Source organism: Paenarthrobacter aurescens (assembly GCF_025421775.1).
Classification (GTDB): Bacteria; Actinomycetota; Actinomycetes; order Actinomycetales; family Micrococcaceae; genus Arthrobacter; species Arthrobacter aurescens_B.
In genome coordinates this window covers 152378-169679 of record NZ_JAOEFX010000010.1, presented here as the reverse complement: position 1 = coordinate 169679, position 17302 = coordinate 152378, and the positions used below count along the sequence as shown (strand labels likewise).

The following is a 17302-nucleotide window of genomic DNA, read 5'->3' as shown; positions in this document are numbered from 1 at the left end:
CCTCGTGGCGCTAGCGGCCCAGAATGCTACGGGCGATCTCGTCGGCATCGCGGAGGGTCCGCTGCCCGCTGGCGTATGCGGGCCCGGTGAGCGGGCGCGCCTCGGCAGCGATCGCTGTCCCCCACTGCGAAGCGGACAACTGAAGCCCCAGGACGTACAAGTCTTTGGTGATGGATCCGTTCGCGGCCAACGGCCTGTAGGGATGCGGTTCAACGTCCAAGCCTGTGGTCTGCATGGGGGTGCCCTCCGCGCCCATCATGATCTTGGTACGCACCAGTCCGTCCGCCATCAGCTGCTCCAGGAGCGGCGAAAGGTTAATGCCCACCCTATTGGCAGGAGACATCGCCTCGACAAGTGTCCGCGCTTCCACCGGCGTATCGTGCACCCACGGCGAAACCGCCCGGAACACCTTCGCGCCCCGGTCCACACTGAACTTCGGGTCGGGTCCCACAAAACTCACGACGCCGGCTCGCGCCAAGGCGGCCAGCTGCTCCGAGCGCAGCGCAGGCGCTCCACTGGCCAACCCCTCGACGAACGACTCGAACCAGCCGCGCAACCCCGCCAGCCATGATTCGTCCGTGATCCCGCCGTCAGCCACCACCGACTTGAGGATTGCCCGCCCGGTGTGGAGGGCACCGATGGCCATTTTCACGGGGTCGGCTTCGCCCAGGGCAGATCTCCGGGCGTCATCATCCAAGTAAGCCGTGATGGCTGCATCCAGTTCGCGCCGGGACGCGAATGTCCGGCCGGCGAGCGGGGCCGCGAGTCCGCGGAGATTCAGTCGACGGGAGGCCACAACGTGTTTTTCCACGAGGTCCCCCACATCGCTTTCCCAGTTGGCTGTGGTGTGGGCGTGCGGTTGGAGGGCGTCCTCAAGGTCCGCCAGGAACTGCGCCGGGTCCTTGATGGCCGTTGCCTGGGACCGGGCAAGCGTTGAATAGTAGGCCCACAGCGCATCGCGGTGCAGCAGCGGCCAGAGGTCGTGATCGAAACCAGGCTGGATTCCGGCCGCGCGAAACCGGTCCACCGCATCTTCCGTCAGGTATCGCATGGTGATACTGCTGGGGTAATAGCCTGCCAGCCCGGCTTTGGCCCGATACGGTGTTCCCCGTCGGGAAGCCGCGATGATCTTCGGCTCCCGCCCCGAGGCCCGGTATTCGAGCACGCCGGCTCCCGGGGTGCCGGCGTCGACAAACTTGCCGCCGCGACCCTCCGTCAATTGGCCCATGACGTCAAAGAAATTCAACCCCATGCCGCGGACCAATACGGGCTCATTGTCCGGTACTGCCTGCCAATCGACGTCGGCCGGCGGTGCTGGCGGGAAGTAGAGCAGCCCCTGCTCGTCAGCAGCACTCTTGAAGGACCGCTGCTCGGGATTCAGACGCGACTCAATGTGGCCCAACGCGAGGACCACGGAACCGACGGTAAGCGTCACGCCGTTGGCGAGTTCGACGTCGAACCCGCTTTCCTCTTCCTGCTTCACAGGACGCGCAGCAACGGCGAGCGTCTCATGGAAAGTGACCTCGACGCCGTCGGGCATCCGGTCCAGGAGACCTTCCAACGTCTGCCGCAGGTACCGCCCGTACAGCGCGCGACTGGGAAAATCGTGCGATTCGAGGGTGGCCAGCTCCGCCTTCTCGGCGTCATTGAGTCCCATGCCGTCACGACGCCTGGCCTCGCGCCATTGGTCGAACGAAACGCCGGCAAGCGGCGGTGCAAGCCTGGGGTCCTCGGGGATGAGAGTCGGGTAGAACGACTGCGTGTTCATCAAGAACAGCCGTGACTGCTCCGGTTGCCACACGTGCCCCGAACCAGCCGGGTATGGGTCCACGACGTCGATGTGCAGCGTTTCGCCTTTGCCGCTCTCCGCGGCCCAATTCGCGAGCAACCGCTCAAGGACGCTGGTACCCCGAGGGCCGGCCCCCAGCAGGGCAACACGGTTGGTTTGCGATTTAGCCACGCTCAAGCCTAACTTCCTGTGACTTGCTTACCGTCGAACAGTGTTGCTTGGATGGGGCGATGACCACCACAGAAGCTGATCAGTCGCCACTTTCCGAGAATGACACCGCGCCGGCCTCCGGTCCGCGCCACGCAGCGGACGTCGCGCCTGAACCCACGGATGAAAACGTATGGCTCGAAGACATCCACGGCGAAGAACAGCTGGCGTGGGTCCGCGAACAAAACGCGCGCACCGAAGACTTGCTGGAAGACTCCGAATATGAGGCCGTCGAGGCCGGCATCCTGGAAGTCCTCGACTCCACGGACCGCATCGCCATGGTCAACAAACGCGGCGACTTCTACTACAACTTCTGGAAGGACCAGGAACACCCCAAGGGACTGTGGCGCCGCACCACCTGGGAGAGCTACCTTACAGCGGAACCCCAGTGGGACGTTCTGTTGGACATCGACGCGCTGGCCGCAGCCGAGGGGGTCGAATGGGTGTTCCACGGGGCGGGTTTCCTCCGGCCGGCCGATGACGCCGATTACCGGCTTGCCATGGTCTCGCTCTCCCCCGACGGCGGGGACGCTGACCGCCACCGCGAGTTCGACGTCGAATCCCGCACGTTTGTGGAGGGCGGCTTCGACCTCCCCACGGCCAAGGGCAACGTCAGTTGGCTGGATGCCGACACCTTGCTCGTGTCCAGCACCGCCGAGGGGCTGCCGGCAACCACGTCCTCTTACGCGCGGACCGGCGTCAAGCTTCGCCGCGGCCAGTCCCTAGCCGACGCTGAACGTCTCTTCGAGATCCCCGAGGACCACATGCTGGCCATGGTGGCACATGATTCCACGCCGGGTTTCGAGCGGACCTTCGCCGTTGACTACATCGACTTCTACAACCGCAGCACCTACCTGCTGCGCGACGACTCATGGGTGGCCATCGATGTCCCCACGGACGTCAACATCAGCGCCCACCGCGACTGGCTGCTGTTCCGCCCGCAGAAAGATTGGGACGTGGCTGGTGTGGTGTACCCGGCGGGATCCTTGCTTGCCGCTGGCTTTGAGGAGTATCTGGCCGGCTCCCGCTCTTTGCGGGTGCTGTTTGCGCCCGACGCGCACACGTCCCTCCAGTCCTGGAGCTGGACCAAGGACTACCTCCTGCTGAACCTGCTCCACGATGTCTCCTCCGAAATCCGGGTGCTGGATCCGTCCGATCACCACCCGGACAGCGGCTGGGCATCCTCCGTGCTCGACGCCTGCCCGCCCTTGCATGACGTCAATGCCTACGCCGTGGACGACGAGGACCTGGGCCCTGCCGGCAACGATTTCTGGCTGGTGGCCACCGGTTTCACCACGCCGACTACGTTGACCCGTGGGACGCTTGCCCCCGCCGGATCGCCGGACGCCGGCGCCGTGGCCAGCCAGCACGCAGTAATAAAGCGGTCGCCGTCGTTCTTCAACGAAGCCGGCTACGAGGTCCAGCAGCACTTTGCTGTTTCGGAAGATGGAACCAAAGTTCCCTACTTCCAGGTCGCCTGCAAAGACCTGGTACTTGACGGCCAGAACCCCACCCAACTCTCCGGCTACGGCGGATTCGAGATTTCCCGTACCCCGGCCTACAGCGGATCCATTGGGCGGGCATGGCTCGAACGGCGCACGGTGGGCGCTTCCACCGAGGACGGCGGAGATGCGCACTCGCGCGGCGGTGTGTACGTTGTGGCCAACATCCGCGGCGGCGGCGAATACGGACCTTCCTGGCACCGGGCCGCCCTGCAGGAGAACCGGCACCGCGCATATGAGGACTTCGCCGCCGTAGCCCGGGACCTGATCTCACGCGGCGTCACCAGCCGCCCCCGGCTGGGCTGCGTGGGCGGCTCCAACGGCGGGCTTCTGGTGGGCAACATGCTGACCCAGTACCCCGAACTGTTCGGTGCCGTGTCCTGCGGGGTGCCGCTCCTGGACATGCGCCGGTACACCAAGCTCTCCGCCGGGTATTCGTGGATTGCCGAATACGGCGACCCCGACCTTCCCTCGCAGTGGGAGTTCATCCGCACCTTCTCGCCGTACCACCTCCTCCACGACGGCGTGGAATACCCCGAGACTTTCATCTGGACTGCCACGTCCGATGACCGCGTTGGACCCGTCCAGGCCCGCAAGATGGCGGCACGCATGCAGGCCATGGGCATCCCGAATGTCTGGTTCCACGAGGCTCTTGAGGGCGGTCACGCCGGCGCGTCGGACAACAGGCAGGCAGCGGCATTGCAGGCGCGGAGCAACCACTTCCTGTGGCGTTCGCTGGCTGGAAGCAACTAACAGTCCGTCTGTTTTGCGCTCGACGGCACGTTCTGCGTATCCTTGGTGGGCTAGCAATAGCAAAGGGAGACGTGCCAGAGCGGCCGAATGGGCTTCACTGCTAATGAAGTGTGGGGCACAACTCCACCGGGGGTTCAAATCCCCCCGTCTCCGCGAATTGGTCCCGGTTTTCGAACCGGGACCTTTTGCGTTTAACGCCGCTTCGCTCCACCGCTGACTTCGGCGCCCGCATGACGGTGGAGGGTCAGGCTGTCCACGGTGCTGATCAGCATCAGAACGGCCATGGCGATGAAAGCACCTTTGTAGGCCGCCACTTGATCCGGGCCAAACACGTCTGTGGTTTCGAACAGGCGCAGGAACAAAGCACCCACAGCGATCCCGGCTGCAGCCGACAACTGGACGAGTGTTGCCGAGATGGCGTTGGCTGAGGGCAGCTGTCCCGGGACGATGTCCGCATATTGCACTGAGGCATATGCGGAGAAGCCGATGGAACGGAAAGCACCGCTGAGCAGGAGCAGCGCGAAGATGAGCGGCTCGGGTGTTTGGGCATCAAGGAAAGCGCACAACGCAAACGTCACAGCCGATGCAAACGAGGCAAAGACCAGCACCGGCTTGAACCCGAAACTCCGGATCAGGGGCGTCGTGGCCGGCTTGATCCCGATGTTGCCCACGAACACTGCCGCGACCATCACTCCCGCCTTCAAAGGGTCCCAGCCAAAGCCGTCCTGGAACATCAAGGGCAACAGGAAAGGCACCGAACTGATGGTCAACCGGTAAATGAATCCCCCGGTGGACGTTGCCCTGAAGGTCCTGGTGCCGAAGACACTGAGGTTGAACAGCGGAACCTTCGCTTTGCTCATCCACCAGACAGCACCCGCGAGAGACAGCACTCCTGCAGTAACCACCGCTACAGCCAGCACATTCGATGCGTGGCCACCCAGGGTTTCCAGGCCGACAACGAGGGCACCAACACCCAGGGTGGTGAGCAGCAAGCCGAACCAGTCCAGCCGGCGCTTGCCGTCGAACTGCGTGCGCGGCACCAGCCTCAGTGCGGCAATGAAGGCAGCCAATCCCAGCGGAACGTTGATGATGAAGATCCAGTGCCATGACAGGAAAGTGGTGAGGGCGCCGCCCACCATTGGAGCCAGCACCGGAGCCAGGAGGCCGGGCCACACCAGGTAAGCGGTAGCGCGGAGAAGCTCCGATTTGGGAGTACCGCGCAACACCACCAGAGTGCCCACCGGAACCATCATGGCGCCACCCATTCCCTGCGCCACCCGGCTGAGCGTGAGCATTGTGAGGTCGGTGCTGATGGCGCAGAAGAGCGAGGCGATGGTGAACACCGATATCGCCAGGCAGAAGATCCTGCGGGCGCCGAAACGCTCGGCCAGCCAGCTGCTCAATGGAATGCCCATTGCGACCGTCACCAGGTAGGCAGTCATGGTGATGTTGATGTCGGCGGGTGCCACCCGGAAATCGGACGCGATGCTGGGAATGGCCGTGGTGAGGATGGTCCCGTCCAGAAACTCCATGAAGAATGTTGCCGCCACCAACAGGGCCAGGCGCGGCCGCCAGCTGGTTTCGTCGGCCGCTTCGACTTCTGTATTGTTCGGGTTTGTGCTCATGGCTCCGGTCCAGGTTCTGGCTGTGGCCCGCGACAGACTGCAGGCTGTTTGCTCGATCCTATAGACGCAGGGTGGGAGCGATCACAACATGACGTAGTTCTACCGGGGCGCGGTTCTGCCGGGGCGCGGTTCTGCCGGTCTGGCCTGCCCGGGTGGTCCCGGGCCGCCTCGCTGCCGGCCTCGTGGGGCTAACCCGCTTGCGCCAGCGCCAGCGGGAGGACCGCGCCTACCCCGGCTTGGCGCAATGCCCTGGCCGAGACGGTCATGGTCCAGCGGCTGTCAATGAGGTCATCGACCAACAGCACTGGCTGGCCTCCGGTACCCGACAGGGCTTGGGCAAGATCGGGACCGACGGCAAGCCTGTCCCAGACGCCCGCCAGCCTGTAGGCACTGTTTCCTCCACGTGCTCCGGTTGGCCCGCCATGCTGGGGCTGAAGTTGCCCGAGGTACGGCATCCGGCCTATGCCCGCTATTCCTTGGGCCAGGGACTCGACGAGTTGCGGCTTGCTGCGTGAAGGGATGCTGACAACAGCCGCAGGCCGCCCGACTCCGCTCCACGGAGTTCCGCCCTCGGCTCCTGACCATTCGCGCAGTACCTGGACGCAGGCCTGCAGCATTGCAGGGTCCACCGCGCGGTCCGGGGCACCAGCGGCGAACAACTCGCGCAGAGCCCCACCCCAACCGAGGTCGGTGAGCCTGGCCAGGATCCGGCCTTCAGACACGCTCTCATCCGGCTTGATCTTTCCCTTGACCGCTACGCCGAGCCGGTCCATGCCGCTGGGCCACTGAAGGCGCGGTTCCACGGCTATGCCGGCACGGCGCAGGGTCTGTCCCGCGGCGTCGGCGGCCGAGGCGGCCACGTCCGTGGGGAACCATCGGCCTGCGCAGTTATCGCAGCGCCCGCACGCGGCAGCAGTTTCGTCATCCAGCACGGAGGTGATGTACTCCATACGGCATCCAGCAGTGTCCTGGTAGATCACCATGGAATCCTGCTCGTCCACGCGGGCCTCGGCAATGCGGGAGTAGCGCTCAGCGTCGTAGTTCCACGGCACTCCGGTGGACCGCCAGCCACCCCCAACGCGTTCTACCGCCCCGTCAACGGCCAGGACCTTGAGAAGGAGTTCCAGAGGCGTCCGGCGAAGATCCACCCGGGCTTCCAGCGCGACCGTGGACAGGGCCGAGCCTGCCTCCCCAAGGGCAGTGAGCACGGCATCGGCTTTCTCGGCCGATGGCATGGACGCCGTGGCAAAGTACTGCCAGATCTCGCGGTCCTCGGAGCCGGGAAGCAACAAGACGTCCGCGTTGGCTGCTCCACGTCCCGCGCGTCCAACTTGCTGGTAGTAGGCAACGGGTGACGACGGCGCGCCAAGGTGGATGACAAAGCCCAGGTCCGGTTTGTCGAAACCCATTCCCAGGGCGGACGTGGCAACCAGGGCCTTCACCTCGTTGTCCTTGAGGAGCTGTTCGGCTCGCTCCCGGTCCGCGGGGTCTGTCCGTCCTGTATATGACAGGACGTTGTGTCCGGCCTCAGCGAGAAGCCGGGCAGTGTCCTCCGCAGCCGAGACCGTGAGTGTGTAAATGATGCCGCTGCCGGGCATGTCTGACAGGTGCGTCAGCAACCAGCCCAACCGGTCCCGGGAGTCGGGCAGGGTCAGGACGCCAAGGCGCAGCGATTCACGGCCAAGTGCGCCGCGGATTGTCAGCACTCCCGCGCCGAGTTGCTCCTCGATGTCATGGACCACCCTGGAGTTCGCGGTTGCCGTGGTGGCAAGGACAGGAACAGAATCCGGAAGCTGCGCGATGAGGTCCGCAATGCGGCGATAGTCTGGCCGGAAGTCGTGCCCCCAGTCCGAGATGCAGTGGGCCTCGTCAATCACCAGGAGCCCGGTTCGACGGATGAGCTCCGGGAGCTGGTTCTCCCTGAAGGAGGGGTTGGTGAGCCGCTCCGGTGAGACCAAAAGGACATCGACCTCGTCCGCAGCCAACTGGGCCAGGACAGTGTCCCACTCCAGTGCGTTGGCGGAGTTGATGGCCACGGCCCGCACTCCTGCCCGGGCAGCTGCGGCTACCTGGTCACGCATGAGAGCCAGCAACGGCGACACAATCAGCGTTGGACCGGCGCCCCGCCGACGCAACAGCAACGATGCGACGAAATAGACGGCTGACTTTCCCCAACCGGTTCGCTGGACAACCAAAGCCCGCCGGCCGGCATCAACCAATGCCTCGATCGCTTCATACTGGCCGTCATGGAACCGGGCTTCGGGATGCCCCACCAGCTCCCGCAGGCACGCCAGGGCTTGCTCTTCGGTAGGTGATTGCACGGAAACGGCAGCATTCGGGGAGTTGTAGGCCATCAACCCAGTATTCCAGCCGACCCTGACAGCCATAACCCTCAAGCCGCGCTATGTGGACAGTGACTATCCACATAGCGCCCTGCCCAGTTCATGCCCAATTGCCGAGCCACAGTAGGATTGAGCCCGTGACTAGCGAGCAGAACAAGACATTCGACCTCTCGGCATCCTTCAAGGCGTATGACGTCAGGGGCATCGTGGGTGAATCCATCACGGCTGAAATCGTCGAGGCCGTGGGTGCTGCCTTCATCGACGTCCTGGGCCTCGAGGGCGGGACCGTCCTTGTTGGTGGGGACATGCGTCCCTCATCGCCGGAGTTCAGCCAGGCCTTTGCCAACGGTGCAGCTACCCGCGGTGCCAACGTCCAACTTCTGGACCTGATCTCCACCGATGAGCTCTACTACGCATGCGGCGCCCTGAATGCCGCCGGCGCCACGTTCACCGCAAGCCACAACCCGGCTGAGTACAACGGCATCAAGATGGCCAAGGCCGGTGCCCAGCCCATCTCTTCGGAGTCCGGCCTCAAGGAAATCCAGGCCCTCGCCGAGCAGTACCTGAACTCCGGCACCATCCCGGCCGCGGCAACCCGCGGCGAGATCGGCGTCCACGATGTCTTGAAGGACTACTCCGAGTACCTGCGCCAGCTGGTGGATCTTTCCGGCTCCCGCCCACTGAAGATCGTCGTCGACGCCGGCAACGGCATGGCCGGCCTGACCACCCCGGCAGTCCTCGGCGACAAACTGCTCCCGGCACTGCCCTTCGAGATCATCCCGCTCTACTTTGAACTGGATGGCTCGTTCCCCAACCACCCGGCCAATCCCCTGGAACCGGAAAACCTTCGGGACCTGCAGGCTGCCGTCATCAAGCACGGCGCGGACATTGGCCTGGCGTTCGACGGCGACGCTGACCGCTGCTTCGTGATCGACGAAAAGGGCCAGCCCGTCTCGCCTTCCGCAATCACCGGCATGGTGGCCAGGCGTGAGATCGCCCGCGCCCAGGCCGCAGGCGAAGAGACCCCCGTGATCATCCACAACCTCCTCACGTCCAAGGCCGTGCCTGAGCTCGTAGCCAAGGATGGCGGCCGTGCTGTCCGGACCCGCGTGGGGCACTCCTTCATCAAGGCTGTCATGGCCGAAGAAGGTGCCGTGTTCGGCGGGGAGCACTCCGCCCACTTCTACTTCCGGGATTTCTGGAACGCTGACACCGGCATGCTCGCTGCCATGCACGTCCTTGCCGCCCTCGGAGAGCAGGACGGTCCTCTGTCCGAGCTCGGCCGCCAGTACGAGCCCTATGTCTCGTCAGGGGAGATCAACTCCGAAATCGAAGACAAGGCCGGCGCAGTCGAGCGCGTACGCGTCGATTTCGAGACCGAAGACATCGACATCGACCACATGGACGGCAGCACGTTCACTGCCAAGGACGGCAGCTGGTGGTTCAACCTGCGCCCGTCCAACACCGAACCCTTCCTGCGTCTGAATGCAGAAGCCAAGGACCAACCCACCATGGAAAAGATCCGCGACCGCGTCCTCGCACTGGTCCGGGCGTAGGGACAGGCATGAGCGAACAGCCCTCCAGCGATGATCGTTCAGGCGAAGCAGTCCAGGATCGCGAACTCCGCGAAACCCTGGGTACTGCGCTTGGGACAGCCCAGGAGCACATCCAGCAGAATGGTGGCTTCTTCCCGTTCGGCGTGACGCTGTCCAACGCTGGCGAGCTACGGATAGTGATGATTGCCCCCGGCGAGCCGGACGAGAACGGCGATGTGGATGCCGGGCAAATGCTGACTGACATCCAGGAATTGCTCCGCCAGGGCCGTGATGATTTCCGGGCCGTGGCAGTCGTCAGTGACGTCAGCCTGCCGGACCACGGTTCTGACGGCATCTACGGCGCAGCAGAGCACCGGGACGGCGACGTCCTGGCAGCCATCATTCCTTACACTCCCACAGCGGATGGTTTCGCGTTTAGCGCCATGGAGCCCGATACCCACGAACCATCCGTCTGGGTGGACTAGACCTTACCCGTGAGCTGATCCCATGAAAATCAACGCGTTCGCAGACGTCAGCCTCCGCGCCATCATGGTTTTGGCTGCGGCTCCCGAAGGCACACTGCTGACCACGCAAGCGGTGGCCGATGCTGTGGGAACGCCCTACAACCACGTCAGCAAGGCAATGGTCCGCTTGCGTGCGCTGGGTTACATCGATGTTGAACGGGGACGGCTCGGCGGTTCCCGGCTCAACGAATCCGGGCGCAGGGCCACGGTAGGGGAAGTCCTTCGACACTTGGACAGCCGCCAGGATCCAGCGGAGTGCCAATCCCCCACAAAGAACTGCCCACTCATCAATGAGTGCGGCCTGCGACATGCGATGAACCGAGCGCGGGAAGCCTTCTACACCGAACTAGATTCCGTGGTTATCGCCGCGCTCCCCCATGCACGCCAGATGAACCCGGTGTTCCAGTCCATCGGGCTGCGGCCGGAGTTCAGGACACCAGCAAAGGCACAGTGACCGCTACGGCTGGCGACTCCTGCCCCTAAAGGTCCCTCCACGTCGGCTCGCACAAGCTCCCCCGAATCGGCATGCCCAGCCGGGAGTCCCTTAGTTTGCACAACTCTTCTACGCAGTGTAGAACTTGGGATATAAATATACGCATCTCAAATGCCTATATGTTCGGCCAGCAAGTCCGGCCCCTAGTACCAGGAGAACCATGCTCTCGGAAAAGTCCCGCCCCATCATCGAAGCAACACTGCCTTTGGTAGGCGCACGAATCGGCGCCATCACCGTCGACTTCTACAACCGACTTTTCGCGGCCCACCCCGGGCTGCTCGATGGGCTCTTCAGCCGTTCCAACCAGCGTTCCGGCGATCAGCAGCGGGCACTTGCCGGGAGCATTGCGGCCTTCGCGTCCCACCTCATCAGCAACCCGGACACCCTCCCGGAGACAGTCCTCTCACGCATCGCGCACAAGCACGCCTCCCTCGGGATCACAGAAGATCAGTACGGGGTGGTCTACGAGCACTTGTTCGCAGCTATCGCGGCAGACTTGGCCGAAGTCATCACTCCGGAGATCGCCGAAGCATGGACAGAGGTTTACTGGCTCATGGCCGATGCCCTGATCACGCTTGAGAAGGACCTCTATGCATCCCAGGCCAACGACAAAATGTGGATGCCGTGGCGCGTAACGACCAAGGAACCAGCAGGCACGGATGCAATGACATTTACCTTGGAACCAGCAGATGACACCCCGGTAACGGCAGCAAAACCCGGCCAATACGTTAGCGTCAAGGTTCGGCTCAGCGACGGTTTGCGCCAGGTACGCCAGTATTCACTCTCCGGTGACACCGGCACCAACCGGACCTTCACCACCAAGCTGAACGACGGCGGCGAGGTGTCCACCGCCTTGCATGCCGGCGTCGAACCTGGCGACATCCTGGAGATCTCCAACCCTTACGGCGAAATCTCACTGAACGACGGCGATGGCCCCGTCATCCTGGCATCCGCAGGTATCGGCTGCACTCCCACAGCATCGATCCTGCGGTCCCTCGCGGATGCTGGTACGGATCGTCAGGTCATGGTCTTCCATGCCGAAAAGGCCATGGACAACTGGGCACTGAGCGGCCAGATGACAGCGGACGCCGCGAAAATAAACGCCCAACTGCAGCTATGGCTGGAAACGCCGCAACCCGGAACCAACGGCGGGTTTATGTCGCTGCGGGAAGTGGACCTGCCCGCCGACGCTTCGCTTTATCTTTGTGGACCCCTCCCCTTCATGAAGAAGATCCGCGACGAAGCCATCGAAGCCGGCATTCCGGCCACCAGGATTCACTACGAAGTGTTCGGCCCGGACGTTTGGCTCGCAAGCTAAGTCCCGGCAAGACGTAACGCATGGAACGACGGCGGCCCGTCACCTTTCAAACGAAAGGTGACGGGCCGTCGTCGTTCACTTAAGAACGCCGTTGTTCCTAAGAGGTCTAGCCCAGACGGGTCTTGAGACCGTCCAGCTCGGACTGGAGCGCCGCCGGGAGCGATTCACCGAAGTTGGCGAACCATTCTTCGATGGACGCCAGCTCGGTTGCCCACTCTTCAGGGTCGACGCGAACAGCCGACTCAACCTCGGCCGGAGTCATGTCCAGGCCCTCGAGGTCGATGGACTCACCGGTCGGAACAAAGCCGATCGGGGTTTCCACAGCGTCGGCCTTACCCTCAAGGCGCTCGATGGCCCACTTGAGCACACGGGCGTTGTCTCCGAAGCCAGGCCAGGCGAAGCCGCCCTCGGCCGTGCGGCGGAACCAGTTGACCAGGAAGATCTTGGGCAGACGGTCCTGCCCAAGGGAGTTGGCCTTGGCGGACAGGTTCACCCAGTGGTTCAGGTAGTCGCCTGCGTCGTAGCCGATGAACGGCAGCATGGCCATTGGGTCGCGGCGGACAACGCCAACGGCACCGGCGGCAGCAGCCGTGGTTTCCGAGGACAGCGTGGCGCCCATGAAGATGCCGTTGGACCAGTCGCGGGCCTCGGTGACCAGGGGGATGGTGGTCTTGCGACGGCCACCGAACAGGATCGCGGACAGTTCCACGCCCTCCGGGCTGAAGTATTCCTCGGCCAGCATGTCGATCTGGTCGATCGGCGTGCAGAAGCGGGAGTTCGGGTGCGCTGCCGGAGCCTCGGAGTCCGGAGTCCAGGACTCACCGCGCCAGTCGGTCAGGTGTGCCGGAGTTTCCTCCGTCATGCCTTCCCACCAGACGCCACCTTCGTCGGTCAGGGCCACGTTGGTGAAGATGCTGTTGCCCTTGGCGATGGCACGCATGGCGTTGGGGTTGGTGCCCCAACCGGTGCCGGGTGCGACGCCGAACAGGCCGGCTTCAGGGTTGACGGCACGGAGCTCGCCTTCCTTGCCGAAGCGCATCCAGGTGATGTCGTCTCCGAGGGTCTCAACCTTCCAGCCCTTGATGGTGGGGTCGAGCAACGCGAGGTTGGTCTTGCCGCAGGCGGACGGGAAAGCAGCGGAGACGTAGTAGGTCTTCTGCTCGGGGGAAGTCAGCTTGAGGATGAGCATGTGCTCAGCAAGCCAGCCCTCGTCGCGGGCCATGACCGAAGCGATGCGCAGCGCGTAGCACTTCTTACCAAGGAGGGCGTTGCCACCGTAGCCGGAACCGAAGGACCAGATGGAGCGCTCTTCGGGGAAGTGAACAATCCACTTGTCGGTGTTGCACGGCCATGCGACGTCTTCCTGGCCGGCTTCAAGCGGTGCGCCCAGCGAGTGCAGAGCCGGAACGAAGAAAGCATCAGTCTGCGTGATGCGATCCAGGACGTCTGTACCGATGCGGGCCATGATGCGCATGGAGGCAACGACGTAGGCGGAGTCGGTGATCTCGACGCCAAACTTCGGGTCCTCAGCATCCAGGTGGCCCATGACGAACGGAATGACGTACATGGTGCGGCCGCGCATGGAGCCGGCGAACAGTCCGCGCAGCTTCTGCTTCATCTCGGCCGGGGCCATCCAGTTGTTGGTGAAGCCTGCGTCGCGCTCGTTCTCGGAGCAGATGAAGGTCTGCTCTTCCACACGGGCAACGTCAGCGGGGTCGGAGAACGCCGCGAAGGAATTCGGGAACGTTTCCGGGTTCAGCCGCTTAAGCGTGCCGGCCTCAACCAGTTCGTCCGTGAGCTTCTTGTTTTCTGCTTCGCTGCCATCAACCCAGTGGATGCGGTCCGGCTGAGTCAGCTCGGCAACTTCCTCAACCCAGGCCAGCAGGCGTGCATGCGTAGTAGGTGCCTTCTCAAGCAGCGGCAGTCGCGCCAGATCGCCCATTGCGGTTCCCTTCCTCGGGTTCAGTGGTGTGTCCTAAACGATAGGGGCCGCGGACCAGACCAATCCGCTGTCAGACATCGGACATCCACCGAACCGAAAAGCAAAAACCGCTAGAAATCAAGGGTTGGCATTCCTCAAAGCAGGATTTAAGTGACTAAGGTCACGTAGACCGGTCTAGTTGCGTAGATTACAGCTTTTCGATTTGGAACTTCTCATGAACTTCTGTAAAGTTTATTGAGGTTCGAGGGGGTCAGAGAAACAGACCGCCGAGAATCACACGAAATGCGCCCATAGCTCAGCTGGATAGAGCGTCTGTCTACGGAACAGAAGGTCAGGGGTTCGAATCCCTTTGGGCGCACAGATCAAGACCCGCACCGGTTCGCCGGTGCGGGTCTTTTGTTGTGCCCGCCCGAGCCCATGCAGGTAGCACTTCAGGCCGCTGTGGACCCTCAGGACGACACCAACGGCGACCTACTTGGGAAAGCGCGACGCCAGGTGACCCGCGCGCAGAACGGAAAGGGCCGCCGTCGTACTTTCCGAAGAAGTACGACGGCGGCCCTGGCGTTAAGCGCGGAAGCTTAGTCCCCAACGGCCTCGCTGATGCGGCGGCGGATGCCGTCAAAGTGCCGGTTGAGCAGTTCGGAGGCCAAGACCTTGTCCCCTGCGGCGACAGCAGCATAGATTCCACGGTGCATCGCGGCAGTCTTCACCAGGTCCTCGTTGCCCGGACCGATCTCCACGTGAATCTTCCGGTACACCTTCCAGAAGACGCCCATCAGGTTGATCAGGAGCTCGTTGTTCAGAGGCTCGAAAAGCCGGCGGTGGAATTCGGCGTCCGCGGCCACAAAGTTTTCGCCGGCAGCAGCGAGCTCCTCCATCTGCTTCACGGCTTCTTCGATGGAAGCGAGCTGCTCTTTGGTCATGACATCAATGGACGAGCCGATCAGTCCGGACTCCAGCGCTTGACGCACATCGACCAACTGCAAGGCTTCCAAACCCTGATGACGCAGCGAAAGACGGCCGCGGAAGGTCAAACCGTCGGCAAGGGCATCGAAGTTGCTCGGCGCGACGAACATGCCGAAGCCGTGCCGGATCTCAATGACGCCAAGCGCCTGGAGAACTTTGAGGGATTCGCGGAGGGTATTGCGGCCCACGCCCAGGGCGCCGGAAAGCTCGCTCTCGGTCGGCAACGGATCGCCCGCCTCGAGCTCGCGCTCAAGGATCAATTCCATAATGTCCGACTGCAAAGCCCGCAGCCGGGCCTGTGCACTGAACCGCGCCTGCGGAACCACACCGGAAGTTGTCATGGCTTTCTCCTTGCCGATGCACCTGCCCCGCAGGCCGGCAAAGGCCGGTTCCGAGAGCAAGTGCGGTGTTAATATTGAGGCGAGCTTAGTGCCCACCCAAGAATGAGTGACTCGCAACATACAATATCGGATGTCCCACCTCCGTCATAGCTATGTAGCGGGAAATCGTTGAGATTTCCCCCACGGACCGGCCGCAGCCGGTAACCCGCCAGGCGCGCGGCAGAGACGCAGGCGCCAAATCTCACTTGACGTTCCGTTGTGACCGCCCTTACAGTTTCAATACGAGCATCGGACGTCCTACATCCGATAACCCACGAAACGCGAATGGTGAGGCACCCTATGAGCAAGACGATCCAAAGCCTGCCGCTGGTCAACGACGCCAGCCGCCGGAACTTCCTGAAGCTAAGCGGCGCAGTTGGTGCAGCAGCCGCCTTCACGGCAACCCTTTCTGCGTGCGGCGGCGCTGCCAGCACAACCACCGGCACCGAGACCAACTCAGGTGCGGTGAACAAGGACCTCATCATCGAGGCCGGTATCTCCTACGCGCTCTCCACAGGCTTCGATCCCCTGAGCTCCTCCGGTGCCACGCCCATGGCAGCCAACCTGCACATCTTTGAAGGCCTTATCGAATTGCACCCGGCAACCCGCCAGCCCTACAACGCGCTGGCAGCGTCGGACCCCAAGAAGATCAACGACACCACTTACCAGGTGACCATCCGCGACGGCGCAAAGTTCCATAACGGCTCCCCCGTCACCACCGAAGACGTCGCCTTCTCCTTTACCCGCGTGATGGATCCGGCGAACAAGTCCCTGTTCTCCCAGTTCATCCCCTTCATCCAGGACGTCAAGCCGCTGGATGCGAAGACGGTTGAGTTCACCCTTAAGTACGCGTTCCCGGGCTTCGGGCCCCGTATCTCGGTGGTCAAGATCGTCCCCAAGGCACTCGCCACCGACCTGAAGGCCTTCGACGCCTCGCCGGTGGGATCGGGCCCATACAAGCTCATCTCGGCCGTCAAGGACGACAAGATCGTCTTCGAAGCATTCGCCGACTACAACGGCCCCAAGCCCGCACTCGCCAAGGGCATGACCTGGCTGCTCCTCTCCGACGCTGCAGCACGCGTCACCGCGGTCCAGTCCGGCCGCGTCCAGGCCATCGAAGACGTTCCGTACTTGGACGTCGATGGCCTGAAGTCGAAGGTCAAGGTTGAATCCGTCCAGTCCTTCGGCCTGCTGTTCCTCATGTTCAACTGCGCCAAAGCCCCGTTCGACAACAAACTGGTCCGTCAGGCGCTCCACTACGGCATGGACAAAGAATCCATCATCAAGAAGGCCCTGTTCGGCAACGCCAAGGCCGCCACGTCGTACTTCCAGGAAGGTCACCCGGACTACGTCAAGGCCAAGAACGTGTACGGCTTCGATACCTCCAAGGCAGAAGATCTCCTGAAGCAGGCCGGAGTCACCAACCTCGAGTTCGAACTCCTCACCACGGACACTGCCTGGGTCAAGGACGTTGCACCACTGATCCTCGAATCATGGAACAAGATTCCCGGTGTCAAGGTCACCGTCAAGAGCCTGCAGTCCGGGGCCTTGTACAGCGACCGCGTTGGCAAGGGCGACTACTCCGTGGTTGCAGCTCCCGGCGATCCGTCTGTCTTCGGCAACGACGCAGACCTCCTCCTGAGCTGGTTCTACTCAGGTGCAACCTGGATGGACAAGCGGGCTTTCTGGACCACCCCGGAGCGCACCAAACTGCAGGAACTCATGAACAAGGGCTCGCAGGCTTCCGGCGACGAGGCAAAGAAGATCGTCGGCGAGATCGTGGACATGGTTTCCGATGAGGTCCCGCTCTACCCGATCTTCCACCGCCAATTGCCGAGTGCCTGGGACGAGAAGAAGCTCAACGGCTTCCAGCCCCTCCCCACCACCGGCCTGTCATTCGTCGACGTCGGACGAACCGCTTAAGCA

Annotated in this window: 11 protein-coding genes and 2 tRNA genes; 8 read left to right on the top strand and 5 right to left on the bottom strand. The window is 63.0% G+C overall.

Features of this window, described 5'->3' with window-relative positions:
• Nucleotides 1-10 precede the first annotated feature (10 nt).
• Nucleotides 11-1960, bottom strand: a complete 1950-nt coding sequence (locus N7568_RS19775) for an FAD/NAD(P)-binding protein (protein ID WP_261611479.1) — start codon at nt 1958-1960, stop codon at nt 11-13.
• Between the two features lie 59 nt (nt 1961-2019).
• On the opposite strand from N7568_RS19775, the gene N7568_RS19770 reads away from it, so the two are divergent.
• Both N7568_RS19770 and N7568_RS19765 read left to right on the top strand, forming a co-directional pair.
• The gene (locus tag N7568_RS19770; RefSeq protein ID WP_261611478.1) at nt 2020-4251 is read left to right on the top strand and encodes a prolyl oligopeptidase family serine peptidase; all 2232 of its coding nucleotides are present in this window, start codon (nt 2020-2022) and stop codon (nt 4249-4251) included.
• A gap of 65 nt (nt 4252-4316) precedes the next feature.
• A tRNA-Ser gene (locus tag N7568_RS19765) sits at nt 4317-4404 on the top strand.
• A gap of 38 nt (nt 4405-4442) precedes the next feature.
• Here N7568_RS19765 and N7568_RS19760 read toward each other — a convergent pair.
• The gene (locus tag N7568_RS19760) at nt 4443-5876 is read right to left on the bottom strand and encodes an MFS transporter (protein WP_261611477.1); all 1434 of its coding nucleotides are present in this window, start codon (nt 5874-5876) and stop codon (nt 4443-4445) included.
• 188 nt (nt 5877-6064) lie between these two features.
• Nucleotides 6065-8230, bottom strand: a complete 2166-nt coding sequence (locus N7568_RS19755) for a RecQ family ATP-dependent DNA helicase (protein WP_261611476.1) — start codon at nt 8228-8230, stop codon at nt 6065-6067.
• Between the two features lie 125 nt (nt 8231-8355).
• On the opposite strand from N7568_RS19755, the gene N7568_RS19750 reads away from it, so the two are divergent.
• The 4 genes from N7568_RS19750 (at nt 8356) to N7568_RS19735 (ending at nt 12088) form a co-directional block, all read left to right on the top strand.
• A complete protein-coding gene (locus N7568_RS19750) occupies nt 8356-9774 on the top strand; it encodes a phosphomannomutase/phosphoglucomutase (protein ID WP_261611475.1) in 1419 nt (472 codons plus the stop codon).
• A gap of 8 nt (nt 9775-9782) precedes the next feature.
• The gene (locus N7568_RS19745) at nt 9783-10238 is read left to right on the top strand and encodes a hypothetical protein (RefSeq protein WP_261611474.1); all 456 of its coding nucleotides are present in this window, start codon (nt 9783-9785) and stop codon (nt 10236-10238) included.
• 22 nt (nt 10239-10260) lie between these two features.
• The gene (locus N7568_RS19740; RefSeq protein ID WP_261611473.1) at nt 10261-10731 is read left to right on the top strand and encodes an RrF2 family transcriptional regulator; all 471 of its coding nucleotides are present in this window, start codon (nt 10261-10263) and stop codon (nt 10729-10731) included.
• 199 nt (nt 10732-10930) lie between these two features.
• The gene (locus N7568_RS19735; protein ID WP_261611472.1) at nt 10931-12088 is read left to right on the top strand and encodes a globin domain-containing protein; all 1158 of its coding nucleotides are present in this window, start codon (nt 10931-10933) and stop codon (nt 12086-12088) included.
• A gap of 106 nt (nt 12089-12194) precedes the next feature.
• Here N7568_RS19735 and N7568_RS19730 read toward each other — a convergent pair whose 3' ends face one another.
• On the bottom strand, nt 12195-14030 hold the full coding sequence (locus N7568_RS19730) for a phosphoenolpyruvate carboxykinase (GTP) (protein ID WP_261611471.1): 1836 nt from the start codon (nt 14028-14030) through the stop codon (nt 12195-12197).
• A gap of 284 nt (nt 14031-14314) precedes the next feature.
• Here N7568_RS19730 and N7568_RS19725 point away from each other — a divergent pair.
• Nucleotides 14315-14388, top strand: a tRNA-Arg gene (locus tag N7568_RS19725).
• Between the two features lie 220 nt (nt 14389-14608).
• On the opposite strand, the gene N7568_RS19720 is transcribed toward N7568_RS19725, so the two are convergent.
• Complete coding sequence (locus tag N7568_RS19720) at nt 14609-15337, bottom strand: FadR/GntR family transcriptional regulator (RefSeq protein WP_261611470.1); 729 nt, start codon at nt 15335-15337, stop codon at nt 14609-14611.
• Nucleotides 15338-15676: 339 nt separating this feature from the next.
• Between N7568_RS19720 and N7568_RS19715 the strand changes: the two genes are divergently transcribed.
• A complete protein-coding gene (locus N7568_RS19715; RefSeq protein WP_439898998.1) occupies nt 15677-17299 on the top strand; it encodes an ABC transporter substrate-binding protein in 1623 nt (540 codons plus the stop codon).
• Nucleotides 17300-17302 lie beyond the last annotated feature (3 nt).